Raw genomic sequence first — 20,806 nt, 5'->3', positions numbered from 1 at the left:
GTAGGGGACGCTGGTGAGTGCGGAGGGGGTAAGGGTGATATGAGTGACACGGTGGCGCTGGATGAGGGCGCTGAGATCGGGGCCGGGAAGCAGCATAATGGCTGGGGCAAGCAACAGTTTTGATCCGCTGGCGAGGGCCATAATGATTTCTGGGATCGAGGCATCGAAGCTGAAGGAGAAGAATTGTAGAATGCAGTCGCCTTTTCGCACGTCACAGATGCGGATTTTGTCTTCGGTGAGGTTAACGAGGCCACTGTGAGGAATAAGAACGCCTTTGGGTTTGCCAGTGGAACCGGAGGTGTAGATTAGATAAGCAAGATTGTCGGGTGTGACTGTGCTGTTGGGGTTGGTGCTGGGTTGATTGGTGGGCCAGTCTGTGTCGAGGTTGAGCCTTTGAGTATTGGATGGAAGTGTAAGCGGATGCTGGCTTTGGGAAAGGAGAATGGGTACCTGAGCGTCTTTTAGCATGTAGCCAAGACGGTCGGCGGGATAGGTGGGATCGAGGGGAAGGTATGCGCCGCCTGCTTTGAGAACGGCGAGGAGGGCAATAATCATTTCGGGCGATCGCGCCACGCAAATGCCCACAATCACTTCTGGCCCTACGCCTAATGATTGGAGATGATGCGCGAGCTGGTTGCTGCGCCAATTGAGTTCGGCGTAGGTGAGCTGTTGAATTTCTTTACTGTCATCAAAAAGAAGGGCGATCGCATCTGGAACGTGCTCAGCCTGCTCTTCAAAAAGCTGATGGAAACAGCAGTCTTCTCTGTAGGGTTTTTCGGTATCATTCCAATCGACGAGCTGCTGCCGTTGTTCTTCACTCGTCAGCATAGGTAGCACTGCAATCGGGCTGTCTGGATTTTTGACAATGGCAGAAAGCAGCGTTTGAAAGTGACGAACCATGCGCTGAATGGTGTCGGGCTTGAACAAGTCGCTGTTGTACTCAAATCCACCAACAATGCCATCGGCTGTTTCATACAAATCAACGCTGAGATCTAGCTTGGCGGTAGTGACGGCTTGAGGCAGGCGCTGGAAAGTGAGTCCGGGGAGACTGAGCGTTTCGATTGGGAGATTTTCTAGACGGAATTTAACCTGGAAGAGTGGGCTATAGCTAAGATCTCTTTCGGGCTGTAGGGCTTCGACGAGTTTTTCAAAAGGAAGATCTTGGTGATCGTACGCGGCCCAGGTGGTGGTTTTGATTTGTTCTAGGAGGGTTTTGAAGCTGGCGTGGGGGGAGAGGTGCGATCGCAACACCAAAGTATTCACAAACAGGCCAATCAACCCTTCTACTTCTGGGCGATGGCGATTCGCAATCGGCGTACCGACGACCAGATCCGTCTGACTTGTGTAGCGGTAGAGCAGCACCTTGAAGGCGGCTAGCAAAGTCATAAATAAAGTAGCGGAGCACTCTTGTCCTAACTTTCTGAGCTGATCGCTGAGTTCTTTAGAGAGAGAGAATTGTTCTACTGCGCCCTGGTAGGTTTGAGTTCTGGCTCGGGGATAGTCTGTAGGAAGCTGTAGCACCTGCTGATTGGCATCAAGCTGATTTTCCCAATAACCGAGCTGCTTTTGAAGGGTTTCGCCAGTAAGCCAGTTCTGTTGCCAGATAGAGAAGTCTGCGTACTGTATAGGTAGTTCTGATAACGAAGTTGCTATTTCGCTCATATCTGTTTGGCCCATCAGCGTCGCTCGGTAGAAAGTAGCTAGCTCCTGAATCAGAATTTCCTGCGACCAGCCATCTGCCACGATGTGATGCAGTGTGAAAAGCACAACAGATTCTGTTTCACTGAGCCTGAGCAGCGTGACCCTAAGTAACTGATCTTGGCTAAGATCAAATGGTTGAGTCGCTGCTTGAATAGCCGCTTGCTTGATGGCCTGCCGGGTGTCTTCTGTAGAAGGTGATGAGGATTGCAAATCTACTTTTTCTATCTCGACAGTAGCTATTTTCTCTACTTGCTGAACGGGCTGGCCTTTGATTGAAACAAAGCGAGTACGTAGAATTTCATGCCTACGCACAATCTCGTTTAGGCTTTGTTCAAATGCGCTAATGTCGAGGAATCCTTCTACCCGAATAGCCATCGGCAGGTTGTAGACGGCTGCATCTGGCTGCATTTGGTGCAGGAACCAAAGACGCTGCTGAGCAAAGGATAAAGGGATATGATCGGGGCGCGGCGTAGGTGCGATCGCCTCAGTCGAGGGAGAAGTCTCTGTTTTTTGAAGGAAAGCAATGATTTCGGGCTTTCGTTCCTTTAGCTGAACGTTTAGCTCGCTAGTGAGGACTTCTTCTGGGCCAGTGCAACGAAGGCGATCGCCATCCATCCATAGCCGTACCTCTTGCCGGGAGAGATCGGCCAAAAATGATTCAATTGGGGTCAGCGTTGTATTCATTTGAGTCATAGTTCGATCTCCTTGTATCCGGCGGGTCTTTGGTTTTCAGATAAGCTACTGGGCTGTAGGGGACGATTCTCTCTTACCTTGAGCGCGTCTATGTAAGTGGCTAGGGCGACAAGGGTAGGATATTCAAAAATGCTTTGTAAAGGCAGATCTAGCTCGAAGTGTTTTCGCAGTCGCGTGTTGACCCGTGTGGCGCTGAGGGAGTGACCGCCTAGCTCGAAGAAATTGTTCTGGATACCGATGTCTTCAAGCTGAAGAACGGTTGACCAGATTTGTGCGATCGCCTTCTCCGTTTCATTCCGTGGCGCAACTTTTTCAGCCCTCTCACCTTGTTCTGGCTCCGGCAAAGCGCGGCGGTCCAGTTTGCCATTTGGCGTCAGCGGTAGCGAAGATAGCGGAACGAACGTGGCTGGCACCATTGCACTGGGAAGTCTTTCTTTGAGGAAAGTAGACAGAGTTTTGTTGAGATTAGATATTCTCTCAAGGTCTCCGACTACGTAGCCAACAAGCCTGCCATCTTCTGATTCTTGATGGTGCAGGGCAACTGCCGCCTGACAAATAGCAGGATGGCTACAGAGAGCATTTTCAATTTCTCCGAGTTCAATTCGGACACCTCGAAGCTTGATTTGATTGTCTTTACGACCTATGTACTCAATCGCGCCGTTGGGAAGGTATCGGGCGCGATCGCCAGTTTTATACAGGGGAGGTGTTGGCTGGGTTGTGCCTAACTCCTTCGGAGACGCTCCGCGAACGACTACGCTCAGGCAGCGAGATTTACTCTCATTAGAGGAGATTTTCTTAGCTTCGATAAAAGTATCAGTTTTGTCAAAGCCGAGGGGTGAGCGGAGCCGAACCCCGGAAATAAAGCGCTCTTTAGTCAGTTCTGGTCGATTGAGATAGCCTTTTGCAACACCGACGCCACCAATATAAATCTCTCCAGGAATGCCGACAGGAACAGCTCGCCGATGGCTATCTAGCAAGTGAATTTGGGTGTTAGCGATGGGATAGCCGATAGGAACAGTTCGTTCGTCACTGTTTGATTTGCACTGCCAAGCCGTAACATCAATAGCCGCCTCTGTGGGGCCATAGAGATTGTGAAGAGCTGTAGAAGAAAACTGTTGAAAAAATGCTTCTTTGAGCGTAGGAGAAAGCGCTTCACCGCTGCAAATAACATGCTTGAGGGTTTCACACTGCTTAGCCGTCGGCTCTTCTAAGAATGTGGCCAACATGCTAGGGACGAAGTGAAGTACAGAGACTTTTTGAGACTGGATGAGACCGGAGAGATAGGCTGGATCTTTTTGCCCATCAGGCTTAGCGATGACGAGGGTAGCACCGTTGAGGAGGGACCAGAAGAGTTCCCACACAGACACATCGAAGCTGATAGGCGTTTTATGGAGAACTTTTTGTGAGGGGGTTAGCTCGTAGGCTTGTTGCATCCAGCACAGGCGATTAACAATGCCCTGGTGCGTGTTGATCACACCTTTGGGTTTGCCAGTGGAGCCAGAGGTGTAGATAACGTAAGCACTGCTGTCGGGTTGGAGTGAACGGGGTGGATTGTCTGTAGGCTGTTGTTGCAGCTTTGTTGATAATTCTTTTAGAGCTAAGTCTGTGAGAACGGTGGCTACGTCGGCATCTTCGCGCATGTATGCTAGGCGTTCGGATGGGTAGCTAGGGTCTAGCGGAACGTAGGCTGCGCCTGCTTTGAGGACAGCGAGAAGGGCAATGACTAGGGTTTGCGATCGCGCCATTTGAACCGCGACATTCTGACCCTCGCCAATACCTAACCCTTGTAAGTGGTGAGCGAGTTGATTTGATTTCTCGTTGAGGGCTTGGTAGGTGAGGGTTTCTTCTTGAGACGTTTCGTTGATGAAGGTGAGTGCGATCGCATTTGGCGTTTTTTCTACCTGAGCTTCAAAGAGCGATGGCAACGACTGATCGAGCGGATAGGTTTCTACTGCCGTCGAATTCCATTCAGTTAGTTGCCTTTTCTCTACCGAACACAGCAAAGATATCTCACTCATGGCCTGCTCCGGCTTTTTCACAAATGCAGTCAGTACGTTGTTAAGGTGGCCTAAGAAACGACCGATAGCGTCTGATGGAACCTGCTCGGAACGATATTTTGCAGTGAAAGTAAGCTGATCTTCTCCAGAGACGAGAAGGGTGAGCGGAAAGTGAGTCCATTCGTTAAAGTCGATATTCTTGAGCTGAAAGTCGGCTTGAGCGCCGAACATATCCGCTGCCACTGGATAGCTCTCAAAAACGAGCAAACAGTCAAAGAGATTTTTTAGTTCTACAGAATTTTTCTCTTTAACCCACTTTTGCAACTCTCCAAGAGAAACATACTCATAGTCTGTTGTTTCTGCCTGCTGCCTGCTAATACTTTGCAGCCACTCAGCAACAGTAATGGCCTCAGGCACCTGAATGCGTACGGGCAGCGTGTTGATAAACAACCCCACCATCGACAGAGCACCCTCTAGCGCCGTCGGACGACCTGAGCAGGTTGCCCCAAAGACGACATCAGCAGTATCGCAATAGCGGCTGATTACCAACCCTAACGCACCTTGAACCAGTGTATTTAGAGTAAGCTTGTGTGTCTGGGCAAAGGCTTTTAGCTTTTGAGTGGCTTTTGCAGAAAGGGGACGAGACTGCTCGGTAAAGCTTGAATCAGGTTTAGAGGCTTTTTGTTGTTGACTGCTAAGAAGTTGATTGCTAAGAATTGGCAGCGAAGTTGGGCCTGCCCAATTTTTTAGGTAGGTTTGCCAGAAGCGTTGTGCAGCGACAGTGTCTTGTTCGTTTAACCAGGCGATGTAGTCACTGTACGAGTGACGCAACGGCTGAAGCTGAGCGGTAGAATTGCTTGCCAAAGCGAAATACTGCTGAAAGATATCTTTCAATAACTGGCTAGCCGACCAGCCATCTAAAATGAGATGGTGATAGCACCAGAGAAGTTGATACTGGTGGTTACCGCAGTTGATCCAAGTGAGCCGCATAAGCGGCGGCTGGTTGAGGTTGAACGGTTCGCTGCGATTGAAGGCAAGCAGCATATCTAGCTTCGCGGATTGTTCCGTGGCAGAAAGAAATTGCCAGTTTTGTTCTATCCAGAGTTTGTCTATCCAGCTATCCTGCTGACGATAGACTACCTGGAAAGGCTGGTCGCGCTGTTCCCAATAAAAGCCAGTTCTCAAGATGCTGTGACGGGCGATCGCACTTCCCCACGCCTGCTTTAGACGCTGCGCGTCAATGCACTTTCCAGGCTCCGCCACAAATGTCAGCACAACTTGAGGAATATATTCACCCGCAGTAGGAGACAGCAGCGAATGGAACAATAGTCCTTCCTGCATCGGCGAGAGCGGATACATGTTCTCGATAGATTTTTTGTCCGTATGTTGTTTATTAACAGTCTTCTGCTGGCTCATTACGCTTCACCTCCCAGGCTGGCTAATAAATCGTCTAGCTCGCCTTGCTCTAACCCCATCTGTGGGAAGTCTGTGGGGCTATATCCTCCATCCGTTTCAGCGCATAGACAGTGTTTAACAAGGTCTCGGATATTATTTAGATGTGCTTCTGCCCAGAGAGAGATTGTTTCTGCTTTATGCAGCTCTGAGCTGTATGTCCAGTGAATCGTGAGCTGGTGATGACTGATGATGGCGTTAATTTCGAGAAGAACATCACGTAAATCTTCAGGGCTGCGAGCCGGGCCAGTTGATTCTGTAGCGGGCGTGAACCATTCGTTTTCAGAAAATACCTGATCGGTTTGTCCTAAGTAGTTGAATCGAATGGGGGTATCGGCTTCGAGTGAATAGTTCTCTGAGGCGAAGTAGCGCAGTACACTGTAGCCGATCCCCTGATTAGGCACAGCTCTTAGCGTCTCTTTTACAGCTTTAATTGCTGCGCTGAGATCTGTTGTAGAGGGAACGCGAAGCAAAACGGGGTAGAGCGTGGTGAGCCAGCCAATGGTGCGAGAAAGATTGTACTCCGACGGGCGACCGTGACCTTCTAAAGAGATTTTTAGCGTGGGTGCATCTGGGTCGCTTAGTGTAGGTGCGATCGCTAGTAGAAGCGCGGTCAAAAGCAGCTCGTCCGTTTTTACCTTGTAGGCGTGAGGGACTTTTTTCAATAGCTTCTGTGTTTCTGAAGCGGTTAAAGATACAGAGATAGTTTGAGCAGTACTCATGAGATTGTTGCCGCTAGTGAAGTCTTGGGGGAGCGGCGCGACCTGAGCAAAGGTGTTTTTCTGCCAGTAGTCAAGCTCGACTGTAAAGTCGGTGGTGAGTAGCTGGTTTGCCCAGTGCTGGCAAGAGATTGTTTTAGGCGGAAGTTGAGCTGTTTGCGTTTTGGGAGCTTGGCTAAGCTGTTGGTAAATAGATTGAAAGTCATTGAGCAGGATGCGCCAGGAAACTCCATCGATAATGAGATGATGGCAAATGATCAGTAGACGGCGTTCTGATCCTGAGGTCGTTTTAAGATCAAAGTAGACGACTTTTAGCAGCGGCCCTTTTTCTAGAGATAGGCTAGATTGGGCAGCGGTGGCTTCTGTTGTGATCAGGCTAGCTATATCGTCGCTTTCTGTTTTAATGACCTTGAGGGAGATGTCAGTGTCTGGCTTGAGATAGGTTTGTGTCCAAACGCTGTCTGAAAGCGAGAATGTTGCTCTAAGAGCATCGTGGTGCTGAACAAGCTGCTGAAGCGATCGCGCCAATACATCCGGCTCCAGCGCCTGTTTCACTGTTAGCAGCACAGATTGATTCCAGTGGTGCGGTTGGCTTAGCGCTTGTGCAAAGAACCAGTGCTGGATAGGGGTGAGTGGAACACTGCCGACGATGGGTGCTTGTGGAACGAGGCTATCTGATGCCTGAGCGACGGCTGCAAGCTGCGAAACAGTGGCATGTTGGAAGAGATTTCGCGGTGAGAAGTGTAGCCCTGCGGTTTGGGCTTGTGCGATCGCCTGAATCGCCAGAATAGAATCTCCCCCCAGCTCAAAGAAATTGTCGTGGAGACCTACAGGCTGACCCAAGAGCGTCTGCCAGATATTGGTCAGCGTTTGTTCTACAGGCGAAAGCTCAGCGCTCTTTTCTTCTACAACTTTCTCAAAGAATGGTTCAGGAAGTGCCTTGCGGTTGAGTTTTCCATTGGGGAGAAGCGGTAGGTCTGATAGAGGAACGAAAACAGCAGGCAGCATGTAGTCTGGAAGAGATCTTTTAAGATGCGATCGCAGTTCTGCTGCTGTTGCAGACAGCATCGATAGTGCCTGACCCAATATAAGATCTTTAGATTTTTCGCCTAGAATAACATAGGCAATCAACCGTCGATTACCTTGTTCATCTGTCCACGGCTGCACCACTGCCCGCTCGACCTGTGGGTGTTGTAGTAAGACCGCTTCTATTTCTCCTAACTCAACTCGGAAGCCCTTAATCTTGACTTGGCTATCTAATCTGCCTAAAAACTCTAGCTGCCCGTCTGGGCGATGGCGTACAAGGTCGCCTGTTTTATACTGACCGTCTGCAAACCGCTCCTGAGTTAGATCTGGTCTATTCCAGTATCCGCGCGACAATCCATCACCTGCTAAATACAGTTCTCCAGGCATTCCAATGGAAACAATGTTTTTATATTGATCTAGAACGTAAGCCTGAGTATTGGCAATGGGTCTACCGATAGGAACAACTGCATCCCCAGAAGAGAGCTGAGTGAAGGTGGAGTAGGTTGTATCTTCGGAGGGGCCATAGAGGTTAAAGACTGTTTGAACAGAATCTAGAGCGTAAAGCTGTTGGACTAGCGTGGGTGGAATCGGTTCTCCGGCTAGGTTGATGGTGGTGGCGCTAGGTGGAATAGCTTGAATGCGGACGAGTTCTGCGATCGCAGTTGGAACTGTGTTGACGAGTGTGACCTGCTCGGCGGCGGGCAAGTCCTGGAGCTGCAAGGCGTTTTCGGCTAGGATAACGCTGCCGCCACTGCTGAGCGGGACAAATATCTCAAAGATAGAGAGATCGAAGCAGATTGATGTGGCGGCTAAAACACCAGATAGCTGAGCAGGAGAATACACTTCGCTGGCCCACTGCACCAGGGATACGGGACTACGATGTTCGATGGCAACGCCTTTAGGCTTTCCGGTGCTACCACTGGTGTAGATGATGTAGGCGAGGTTGTTGGGTTGAGCTCTATCAATCTGGGGATAAGAATTCGTAGTTTGAGAGGAAGTAGATTCAACAGAATCGAGTGTGATGGTACGGGGTGCTGAGGCGACTAAGGCCGCATAGTCAGACTGGGTAATGACGGCGAAGGCTTGTGCATCTTCGAGAATGTAAGTGAGCCGATCCTTAGGGTAGTTCGGATCGATGGGGACGTAGGCTCCGCCTGATTTAAGCACGGCGAGTATGGCTACGATGAGGTTTGCCGTGCGATCTAAGCAAATGGCAACTCTGGAATCTGGTTGAATGCCAAGTGCGCGAAGTTGGTCGGCGAGCTGATTTGCTTGGCTGTTGAGTTCCTCATATGAGAGGGTTTGGGTTGGTGTGATGAGAGCGGTGGCTTGGGGCGATCGCGCCACCTGCTGCTCAAATAGCTGATGCAGGCAGAGGTCTGTCGGATACTCCCGCACCGTATCGTTCCACTGCTGAAGCTGTTGCTTTTGGCGATCGCTAACTAAGGGCAGTTTGCATATAGACTGTTCGGGGCTGCGGGCGATCGCGTCCAACAGCGTGCAGAACGCATCCGCCATCATCTCAATTGTGCCGCGTTTGAACAAGTCTTGGCGATATTCAAATTTTCCACTCAAGCAGACATCACTTTCTGCGCTTTCTTCTGCCATAGATAGTGTGAGATCTGCTTTTGTAGTGTGGCTCTCAAGTAGTAAAGGCGACCACGTCAGGCCGTCAACTGTTGCGGCGTCTGCGGGCTTAGCTGCCTGCCATACGAACATTGCTTGAAATAGAGGTGCATGACTCCAACTGCGCGGCACTTCTAGCGCATCTATTAGTTGTTCAAACGGCACATCTTGATTGGCGTAAGCCGCCAGCGCAGTTTCTCTAACCTGTTGAAGAATATTAGCAAACGTGATTTCTTCAGAGAACTTTCCTCGCAGCACAAGTGTATTCACGAACATCCCTAACACACCTTCAAGCGCTGCCTGCGGTCGATGAGATATAGGCGTTCCGACTAGAACATCGTCTGTGTCACTGTAGCGATGCAGTAAACTTTGAAACGCAGCCATCAGCGTCATGAATAAGGTGACATTGTGCCGACGGCTGAGCTGCTTGAGCGCGTCAGTTTGCTGTGCCGTTAGTGCAAAGCGATAGCTACCGCCTTCAAAACTTTGAGTGGCGGGCCGTGGATAGTCCGTTGGCAAAGACAGCAACGGCGGCGCATCTGATAGCTGCGTTTGCCAGTAGCTAAGCTGTCGGGATGTGTCAAGTGACTGCTGCCACGCTGCGTAGTCTACATACTGAGTAGACAGCGGCGACAGCTCAACGTTCTGTTGTTTAGCAAGCTGGCTATAAACGGAGACGACTTCTCTCATCAGCGAACTCACAGATTCTGCATCTGAAATGATGTGATGCAGCACTAGCAAAACAAAGTGGCAAGGCTTTTCTAGGTAAGATCCTTCTATACGAATAACGGTCACTCGCATCAGAGGCGCTGTTGCTAAGTCGAACGGCTTACGCGCTTCATCAGTTAATTTATGCTTGATTTGTTGTTCAGATAGTCCTTCCTTTTGTGCATCTAGAAATGAAACTTGCGGTGTGACAGTCGGTAAGATTTCCAGGCTGGGTTCACCGTTTATTGATTTAAACGTTGTGCGTAGGGCTTCGTGGCGATCGCACAGAATGGCCAAACTCTCTTCTAATCGTGATAGTGAGAAATCGCCTACCAACCGTAACGCGGCAGGAATGTTGTAGAAGGGATTATCTGGCTCTAGCTGGGCAAGTACCCATTGCCGCTTTTGCGCGTAAGACAGGGGTAGTGGCTGGTTCCTATTGATTGACTGGATTGGTTCAAAAGAGTAATCTTGCGTGGTCTCGTCTATGGTTTTGGCAAAGGCGGAGAGCGTTGGATTTTCAAAGAGCGATCGCAAGGGTATAGTTGTGTCAAAAGCAAGCTGAAGGCGACTCATCACCCGCGCTGCTAAGAGAGAATGGCCACCTAGCTCAAAGAAGTTGTCGTTGGCGCTAACGGTTGAGAGATTTAGTATGTCTGCCCAGATATTGGCCAAAAGCTGTTCTGTTTGAGTTTTTAGCGGTACTGACTGCTGATTTTTAGAATGGCCTAGCTTTGGAGCAGGTAGAGCTTTGCGGTCAATCTTTCCATTAGGCGTGAGTGGGAAATCCGCGAGTAAGACGCAGGCTGTCGGTAGCATATAGCTGGGCAGTTGTTCGCCGAGGTATTGGCAAAGTGTGGACGAATAATCCGCTAATTCAATATTTAGTTTACTGTCGGCTTCACCATCTTCTTTGACCTTGCAGTAGGCCACTAGCTGAGGTTCTTCGTTTTCTCCGGTATGCAGCGTAACAAGAGACCGATCAACATCAGGATGATTGTTCAAGACGGCTTCGATTTCGCCTAGCTCAATGCGGAAGCCACGTAGCTTGACCTGGTGATCTAAACGGCCTAGATATTCTAGGATGCCGTTGGCGTGACGGCAGACGAGATCATCAGTTTTATAAAGAGGGGTTGTATCTCTAAGAATAAACTTTTCCTTCGTTAGCTCTGCTCGATTCAAATATCCTGTACTCAAACCTAACCCACCAATATGTAGTTCGCCGGGTACACCGACAGGCACAGGCTGTTGTTGCTGATCAAGAACATAAAATACCGTATTATCAATCGGGCCACCGATAGGAACAAACCCTTCTTTTAGAGAGGCTGCATCAATACGGAGGGCGCTAGACCAAATAGTAGTTTCCGTGGGCCCGTACAGGTTCCAAAGTTCTTTACAGCAGGGAAGTAGCTGCTGAGCAAGTGGAAGATCAAGCGCTTCCCCACCGCAGAAGATTTTGAGCGTTTCTGAACCTTTCCAACCCGTATCTAGCAGCATTCGCCAAGTGGCGGGCGTTGCCTGCATGACGGTGGTTTCGTCGTTTTCTAGCTGGGCGATCAGGCGATCGCTGTCTCGAACAGTTTCAGGGCTGGCGATCGCAAGTCTTGCCCCCACGGTTAAAGGCAACAACAATTCTAAGGCCGCAATATCAAAAGCAACGGTCGTGACCGCTAAAAAGGTATCCTCAGCAGTTAACCCAGGCACCTTTGCCATCGAATGCAACAGATTCACAAGGCTGCGATGCTGGATAGGAACGCCTTTTGGCTTGCCTGTGCTGCCGCTGGTGTAGATGATATAGGCTAGATCTTCGGGCCTGACCGATACGGAGAGATTTTCTGTAGAGAGCTGATCGATATCCTCTTTTTGGCGCTTTAAATCGAGCAAGGGAACATCAATATCTAAAACAAGACCGCTTAAAGAAGCCTCTGATTCTAAGACTAGGGATACGTTTGCATCTCTTATTACGTGCTGCAAGCGAGATTTTGGATAGGTGGGATCGAGGGGGACGTAGGTACCGCCCAGCTTAAGCACAGCTAGCATAGCAAGAACGAGTTCGGCTGAGCGGGTTACTGCAATTGCAATTCGGCTACCGGACTTCGCGCCCTGAGTAAGGAGATAGCGAGCGAGCTGGTTAGCCCTGCTGTTGAGCTGTTTGTATGACCAGGGTTGCTCTGGTAAGAGAGCTTGAGAAGCTACGTTGTCAGCAAGGACAGAATCGACAGAAAGGGCGATCGCATCTGGCGTTTGTTCTACCTGCGCTTCGATGAGCTGATGAGCGCACAGATTAGGAAGACCAACCGTTGTTTGATTCCAGTTGTCTAGCTCGCGTAGTTCTGCTTGATTTAGCAGTGGAAGAAGGCCAATCGGCGTTTCTGGTGCCTCTATTAGTCCAATCAGAAGCGTTTCAAAATAAGCAATGAGGCGCTGAATGGTATCTGCATTGAAGAGATCTGTGTTGTATTCAAAAACGCCAGTAATTGTTCCTTCGCCTTCGTACATATCCAAGCTCAGGTCGAAGCGAGATGAACTGTTGTCTATCTCTAAGGCTGAAAGCTCTAGCTCGGGTAGTTTGAAACTAGATGTCGGTGTGTTGTGGAGAATGAACATCACTTGAAAGAGGGCGTGATGACTGAGATTTCGCTCAACTTTCAGCGCATCGACAACCTGTTCAAATGGAACGTCTTTATTCGCGTAAGCGTCGAGTGCGGTTGCTTTTACCTGTTGTAAAAACTGTGTGAACGGCTGCTCAGCCTTAAACTGCGCTCTAAAGACTAAGTTGTTGACGAATAGGCCAATGAGGTTTTGGGTTTCTGCCTGGTCGCGGTTGCTAACTGTGGAACCCACTAAGATATCTGACTGACCAGAGTAGCGATAGAGCAGTACCTGAAAGGCTGCTAGCAGAGTCATAAAGAGGGTTGTTTGGGATCGCTCAGAAAATTGTTTTAACGCTGTTGATAGAAAAGGCGATAGCGCGAATGATTCTCGTCTGCCGCTGAAGCTTTGCAGCGCAGGGCGAGGGCGATCCGTCGGCAGTTGCAGCACTGCGGGCGGGTTGGCAAACTGGGTGAGCCAGAAGTCAAGCTGGGATTGGTGTGAGGAAACCTGGGCTCTTTGCCACGCGGCATAGTCGCCGTATTGGATAGAAAGCGGAGCTAAAGGAGAGGACTGTTGTTGAGAGAATGCGTGATACAGTGTAGAAATCTCTTTCACTAGCACCTTTAGTGACCAGTAGTCCGCGATGATGTGATGAATGGTGACAACCAAAACGTGGTCGCGATCGCCTAGCTTGAGAAGCCGACAGCGCAAAAGCGGCGCTTCATTTAAGTTGAAAGGCTGTGAGACCACTTCTGTTAGGTAAGGATGTAGCTGAGCTGTGAGATCTTCGTCAACGTTAAGCTGAATGTCTTTAATTTCGAGCTTTATTTCAAGCTGAGGCAGTATCTTTTGGATTGGCTCGTCATCTTGTGTGGTGATGTGCGACCGCAAGATCTCATGACGAACCACAATCTCATTTAGGCAACGCTGTAGCGTCTCTACTTGCAGCGCTCCGACAAGCCGAATAACCGCAGGAATGGTATATACCGACTCTCCGGGCTGAAGCTGATCAATAAACCACAATCTCTCTTGTGCGAAAGAGAGAGGCGCACTCTGTTCAGTCTTTGATTCAGAGACTGATTCAGAAGCCGATTTAGAAACCGCTTTCTTTAACGCCTTACGCTGTATCAGCTTCGTCAACAGGTCGCGCTTCTGCTCAGCCGTTAGATTCTTGATATCAGGAGTATTTACTGAATTCATGAGCCTACCTCCTGATTCTGTTCATTCAATAACTGCGTGAGCAAATCGTCTACATCATCATCAGATAGTGCGTCGATAGATGATATATCAACAGATGGTGTATCAGCGCTCGCTTGTCTCCGTGGAATCACATCAGCTTTGGCACGAGAAGGCTGAGAGGATAGAGACTGGTCTACCAGCTTAGCTTGCTTTTCAGGCGTAAGGGCTGAAAATAGCTGAGCGATGGTTAGCGTGGTAGAAAAGGCGTTTTGAAGCTTTGACAGGAGCTGCATAGCAGTGAGAGAATTGCCACCTAGCTCAAAGAAGTTGTCGTGAATGCCCACTTTTTCAACTTCTAGGACGGTTTTCCACAGCTCAGCGATAGTCTTTTCGGTAGGTGAAGTGGGTGCAACATATTCCACTTCGTTAAAATCGGGAATAGGGAGCGATCGCCTATCCACTTTCCCGTTGGCTGTCAGCGGCAGATTTTCCAGTATCTGGTAGCGAGCTGGCACCATATAGCCAGGCAACTTTTCGCTTAGATGCTGTCTCAGCGTTTCCTTGATAGAAACAGTTTGTGCAGGTTGACTAACCGCCTGCCACTGCTGATTCCAGGCTGGATCGATGGCTCCACCGATTAAAGCATGAAGCGGCTGATGCTGCTGACCTAGAGTAAGCTGTTGCTGGAGCGCCGCCGCGTTGAAGCCTCCAATCGGGCATAGACCTAGCTCAAAACTGGATGCTTTCTCCATCATAAGCTGTCCCATATAGCCCGTTTCAATCAGACAGAAATCTCGGGCTTTGTCTCCGTAGATAGGTTCAATGGCATCTAAATTGGCAACGAGGAAAAGAGAGAACGCGCTGTCTTCGCTGAGTGAGTAGTTAGGTCCATATAACAGTTCGTTATCCTCATCATTCTCTTCTGAAGAGAGCTTTACTAGACAATGTTCGACTGGGTGATAGTAGTACCAGCCCGCCTCAACATCTGTGATGCGATTTGTACAGACGTGAAGATAGGTTTGAATTGGGTAGAGACTTCCCGCCGAAGCATAGCGATATTTGGGTAAGGGCGCGTTGACCAGAGGGCGAGCGCCTAGCACAGAGAGAAAATCGCTGAAGTGGTTTGTCTCAACTGGGTTTGTCAAAAACTGACGATGGCTCTGGCGCTGTAAGTAGTCGCTTTCAGTTGCGTTTGGTTGAGGTAGTAAAACTCGCTGCGATTCAGCCTCATCTTTGCGTATGCCTATCTGCTTTTGTTTGAAGTCTAGCTTTGAGAGGGGTTGAGCGATCGCATCCGTCCCTTTCTTCAGCGCAGGAACAACATACGCCACTAGCTCAGGCGGCGTTCCCACGGCTTCTACCACAGCCGTCTCAATCGCTGGATACTGTTGCAACGCACTCTCAATCTCGCCCAGCTCAATCCGGTAGCCATTCACCTTAATCTGAAAATCTTCTCTACCTAAGAACTCAAGTGTTCCATCGGGATGGTAGCGCCCCAGGTCGCCCGTTCTATACAATCTGCCTCGCTGCCTATGGTCAACAAATTGCTCCGATGTCAGCTCAGGCTGGTTCCAATAGCCCTTGGCTAACCCAATGCCACCGATATAGAGCTGTCCGGGAACCCAACAAGGACAAGGGTTTAGGTTCTCATCTAAAACGTACCACTCTTGATTAGCCAGCGGCTTCCCGTAAGGAATACTGCGCCAGCTAGAATCAACAGATTCTATGGGGTAAGCAATCGACCAAATCGCTGCTTCTGTTGCACCTCCCAAGCTGACTACTTGAGCCATAGGAGCATGCTTTTGTATCTGCTCAGGTAGCGTAAGCGGAATCCAGTCACCGCTGAGCGTCACCAAGCGAAGCGCATCATGCGTTTGATTAGAGTCGGCTAATTCTGTTGTGAGTAGCTGCATAAGAGCGGGAACAGAATTCCAGATGGTGACCTGATGCGCTGTGATCAGATGTCGCCAATGGGTTGGGTTTTGGATTTGTTCGGCGGTGGGGATGATGAGGGTCGCGCCAGCAGCTAGTGTGCCGAAAATATCGTATACGGAAAGATCAAAGCTGAGAGAGGAGAGGACAAAGACGCGATCGCGCTGAGTCACCTCAAACCGCTGATTGATATCTAAAAGGGTATTCACTACGCTTTGATGATCTAGCATCACACCCTTGGGCATTCCCGTAGAGCCAGAGGTGTAAATAACGTAGGCTAAATCTGTTGAAGACTGAATTCTCTTTGGAACAAGTGTTGTTTCAGCCTCTGTTGTATCTGCATTGAATCGTTCGCCAACGCAGATCTGCGTCAGACCTGTCGGCCAGTCCAGAATACTGCTGTCTGTGGTCAACACAATTTCGGCGGCAGTATCGGCAATAAGCTGCCAGCGGCGATCCCGTGGAAGGGCTGGATCGATAGGAACATAAGCGGCCCCTGAGCTTAAGATGCCTAGAACCGCGATCACCTGCTGCCAGCCCTTTGGCATAGAGACTGCGACAAGCTGATTAGGACGAACGCCCAACTGTTGAAGCTGACGAGAAAGCTGAAGTGATTGATCAGCGAGCTGTGCGTATGTTAAAGACTTCTCAGATGTGATGACCGCAATCTGGTCGGGCTGCTGCTGTGCTTGCTCGAAGAACAGTTCGTGCAGGAGGCGATCGCCTTTCTCAAAAGGTGCATGGCCGCCTGAGTTTAGCTCGCGCACATGATTGGTGGGTGCAAGCTGTGGTAGACCATGCCAGATAGTTTCGTCTGTTGCGAGCTGATGTAGCAGTTGAGTATAGGCTGTAAACATTTGGTCTAGGAGACCTGCCGGGAACAGATCGGCGATCGCGTCCCAATTGAAAACCAACGCGCCTTCAATTTCTGAAACCTGATGATCTAAATACACCTGAGACGTTTGGCTCACGCTGTAGACCGTCTCACTCTGCCAAATATTTTGTTCTTTCTTCGGAATGGCCTGATTGAGCGTACTCGTGAACACTACAGGCATCAGTGCACCACGACCTTTAGTGCCGCCGCCATTTTGAGGCAGCTTAGCCAATTCTCTTAGCACCTGTACACCGCTGACAGCGCGATGCTCCAAATCATCCCAAAGCTGGTTTTGTAGGCGTTGAGCACGGCCAGTAAAGCTATCAGTGCCACTGTTATCAATCGCCAACAGAAGAGAAGCCGTAAAATCGCCGATGATTTGATTTACCTCTGGATGTAGCGGCAGGCGGTTGAACAATGTGAGATTCAGCGTGAACTGAGGGCTTTGGCTCCATGTGGTAAGCACTTCGGCAAAGGCAGCTAGAACAACACCGGATGGAGTCAGAGATGCCTTGTTCGCGAGCTGTTTTAGTCTGGCCCACTCAGCCGCCTCAAGCTGACCGCTGCGCCGCTCAAAACGGGGGGCGATCACCTGGCTTGGTGCCATCGTCAACGGTAGGCTTGGCGCAGATGGCAATGTAGCAAGGCGGCTCTGCCAGTACTGAAGCGACTTTTCATAAGCAGGCGTTTTTCTAAAGGCTTGCTCTGCCATTACGTAGTCGCGGAAGCTGAGGCTAAGCGGCGGCAACGATTGACCCATGATCAGCATCGCCATCTCTCGACCCAAAAGCTGAAAGCTCCAGGCATCGCCAATGAGTACGTCGAAGCTGACAAAGAAGCGGATTTTGTTGCTAGGCAAGCGGGCAGCTTCGATATGGAATAGGGGCCACTGCTCTGGTTTGAATATCTGATGAGAGAGGTGATCGCGAATCTGTCTAATCTGTTGTTTTTGAGCAGATGACTCACTTATATCTGTTACCTGAACCCTGTACTCAGACACCTCTGGCAAAATCATTTGCTGCCCGTCTGTATTCACCACCGCCCGCAGCATGTCATGGCGCTTAATCAGTTTGTTTAGCGCGGCCTCGGCATCTGGTACAGATAGGCCCATCACCTCTATTTCTCGGTAGCCGTGGGTGCCAATGTTACCAAGATCAAAGGCTTGCGATCGCCCTAACCAATACGCTTGCTGAATATCGGTCAGTGGGAAAGGCTCATGCCTATGGGCTAAGTCAATCTCAATCCGTTGTTTGTGAGTAACGTCCTGAGTGAAGTCTTGGCTGTCTGATGTGTTTTCTTCAATAGTCGCTATTAGACCTGCAACCGTTGGAGATTGGAAGAATGCGCGGAGCGGAATCTTTGTTTGCAAAGCATCTTCCGCTTGAGCCACAATTTGAATCGCTAGGAGAGAGTGTCCACCTAGCTCAAAGAAATTGTCGTGAATGCCAACTTTTTCTTGACTAAGTACGCTGCACCAAATATTCGCAAGTGTTTTCTCTTTTGGGGAACTGGGCGCGACATAAGTCTGTGAGCTGCTGAGCTGAGTAGTTACTGGCAGGGCACGACGATCAATTTTACCGTTGGGCAGTTGAGGCAGTGAGTCCAGCGTTATCCACACCGTAGGAATGAGATAGTCGGGCAGACGCTGGGCGAGATCTTTCCGAAGGGCTATCTGTGGGCTTTCCAGGTCAGTGACGACATACGCGACAAGCTGTTTTTCTGTCTGGTTCTCCATTGGACTGTGTGCAACAACAACCACGTCTTGAATAGCACTATGCTGACGAAGCGCCGTTTCTATCTCTCCTGTTTCGATGCGGAAGCCTCGAATTTTTATTTGATGGTCAAAGCGGCCTAGAAACTCTAGCGCACCGTCAGGTCGGTAGCGGACGCGATCGCCTGTTTTATACAGCCTTTCCCCCAGTGTAGACTGCTCAATAAAGCGCTCAGCTGTCAGCGCTGACTGATTCAGATAGCCCTGTGCCAGCCCTGAACCTGATAGGTATAACTCACCGGAAATGCCAACGGGCGCAGGCTGTTGATAGCGATCGAGGACAAAAGCTTGAGTATTGGCAATCGGTTTTCCAATGGGTACTCGATGTTCATTAGTAGAGAACTGGTGTTTGTGTAAAGGGGCACAGGTGGAGTAAGTCGTATCTTCTGAGGGGCCGTAGAGATTGTAGACGTGTTGAATGTGAGAGAGATTGTGAAGCTGCTCTACAAGAGAAACAGGGAGCGATTCACCCGCTAGATTAACGGTTTGGATAGAAGTGGGTAGCTTAGCGACCTTTAAAAGATGAGTCAGTACGCTAGGAACAGTGTTGAGTAGGCTAATGTTGGCGGCAGTTGGCAGGTTGGGTATGGCTAGGACGTTTTCTACAACGATGACACGCCCGCCCCAGCTTAAAGGTGCGAAAATCTCGAAGACAGAGAGATCAAAGCAGATGGAGGTTGAGGCTAGAACGCCGGATAGCTCAGTTGCTGAGAACTGTTGTTTTGTCCAGTGCAAGAATGAAACTGTACTACGGTGTTCTATCGCGACTCCTTTAGGACGACCTGTGGAGCCTGATGTGTAGATCACGTAGGCAAGACTTTCAGGTGTAGAGGCCGAGGCCATATTTTCTGTTCTAGCTGAATCATTTTCAATCGCTGTGATATCAACAACTTTGAGAGATTGGGTTACTTCAAAGGTGACTTCTTCTCCTTGAGTTAGCAAAACCTGAAGCTGAGCATCTTCGGCAATAAAGCTTAGTCGCTCGGCAGGATAGGCAATATCGAGTGGAACGTAGGTGCCGCCTGCCTTTAAGACGGCTAACATGCTGATGACCATCTCGCACGAGCGAGTCATACAGATGCCTATGGTTTGGGTAGATTGAACATTTCCAATGCCAAGTTCTCGGAGATGATGTGCGAGCTGATTAGCTTTTCGATTGAGTTCTGTGTAGGTGTAGGCAGTTCGATCGTTGGCTAATGGATTGCTCAGCGCGATCGCGTTTGGCGTTTTCTCTACTTGAGCCTCAAATAGCTGATGAATACAGACATTTGTCGGATAAGGCTGGTGAGTTTGATTCCAATCGACTAAAAGCGTCTGTTGCTCTTTCTCACTCAATAGGGGTAGCTCAGATAGTCGTGCTTCGAGATTGTCTACTAACCCAGAAAGCAGCGTTTGAAAATGGAAAACCATGCGAACGATGGTGCTTTCATCAAACAAGTCTTTGTTGTATTCTACCTGTCCAGCAATGCCTGACTCGGTGTCCTGTAAGTTCAGCCGCAGCTCGTATTTGGCTTGGGTTTCAGGTAGCGGATAGCGGACAATCGTTAGCCCGTCCATCTGCATCGGTCTCACGTCCACCTGCTGCAAATCTAGCTTTACCTGAAACAGCGGCATCATTTGACTAAGGTGCCGCTCAGGGTTGATGACTTCTATCAGCTTTTCAAAGGGTAATTCCTTATGGGCGAGGCCACCCAACACAGTCTCTCTTACTTGCTGTAGCAGATCGCAAAAGCGAGGATTATTGGACAAGTCGCTGCGGAATACGAGCGTGTTTACCAACAGGCCAATGAGACCTTCTGTTTCGGTGCGATCGCGATTTGCAATATCACTGCCCACCACAATATCCTCACTGCCCGTATAGTGATGAAGCAATACTTTAAGCGCGGTTAGCAGCAGCGTAAACAGGGTGACATTTTGCTGAGCGCTCAGTGCCTTGAGCTTTGTTGATAGCGCTAGCGGCAGCGCCAAAGGGACTTGAGCGCCGCTGTAGGTTGCCACTGCTTCGTAAGGGCGATCCAGCGGCAGATCTAAAACGGGAAGTTCGCCGGAGAGCTGATCTTTCCAGTAGTTTGTCTGCTGGTCGAGTTTTTCTCCTTGAAGCTGCTGACGCTGCCAAACGGCCCAATCTGCATACTGAATCGGTAGCGGAGGCAAAGGCGAAGATTGCCCCTGAGAGAATGCTCTGTACAGTATGGTCATTTCTCTGAGAAAGACCATGACCGACCAGCGATCGCTAATGATATGGTGGGTGGCCAGAACAAAGAGATGGCGGTTTTCTGCAACCTTTAATAGAGCTGTTCTTAGCAGCGGCTTAGCAAGGTCAAACGGCGCTTGAGTGACGGCCTGAATTCTTTGGTCAGCGACTGTTTGCGAGTCTGCTGCTGGGCTGAGATTTTCCTGCTGCAAGTGAATAGATTTTGGTGGTTCAATGACCTGAACAGGTTGTTGGCTATCTAGCTCAAAACGAGTGCGAAAGGTCTCGTGGCGCTCAACTAACGCATTCAAGCTTTTTTCTAGGGCAACAGCGTCTAAC

Annotated in this window: 3 protein-coding genes and 2 pseudogenes (1 of these 5 only partly in view); all 5 read right to left on the bottom strand. The window is 49.7% G+C overall.

Features of this window, described 5'->3' with window-relative positions; all coding sequences use genetic code 11:
- The coding region (locus tag IQ256_RS07730; RefSeq protein ID WP_193854966.1) for a condensation domain-containing protein at positions 1 to 2,394 on the bottom strand (2,394 nt) is incomplete at its 3' end.
- A complete protein-coding gene (locus IQ256_RS07725) occupies positions 2,391 to 5,807 on the bottom strand; it encodes a non-ribosomal peptide synthetase (protein WP_193854965.1) in 3,417 nt (1,138 codons plus the stop codon). The genes IQ256_RS07730 and IQ256_RS07725, both read right to left, overlap by 4 nt.
- Positions 5,807 to 13,717 (bottom strand): non-ribosomal peptide synthetase, encoded by a 7,911-nt coding sequence (locus IQ256_RS07720; RefSeq protein ID WP_193854964.1) that lies wholly within the window; start codon positions 13,715 to 13,717, stop codon positions 5,807 to 5,809. Before IQ256_RS07720 ends, IQ256_RS07725 begins: the two co-directional genes overlap by 1 nt.
- A pseudogene (locus tag IQ256_RS30320) lies at positions 13,714 to 14,058 on the bottom strand (phosphopantetheine-binding protein); the annotation flags it as partial. The gene IQ256_RS07720 and the pseudogene IQ256_RS30320, both read right to left, overlap by 4 nt.
- 93 nt (positions 14,059 to 14,151) lie before the next feature.
- Positions 14,152 to 20,806: pseudogene (locus tag IQ256_RS07715) on the bottom strand (amino acid adenylation domain-containing protein); its annotated part runs 248 nt beyond the window's last position; the annotation flags it as partial.

This window comes from cf. Phormidesmis sp. LEGE 11477, from assembly GCF_015207105.1.
Taxonomy (GTDB): Bacteria; Cyanobacteriota; Cyanobacteriia; order Phormidesmidales; family Phormidesmidaceae; genus Phormidesmis.
Note: the sequence above shows the minus strand (reverse complement) of the source record. Positions and strands in the feature narration are given on the sequence as shown.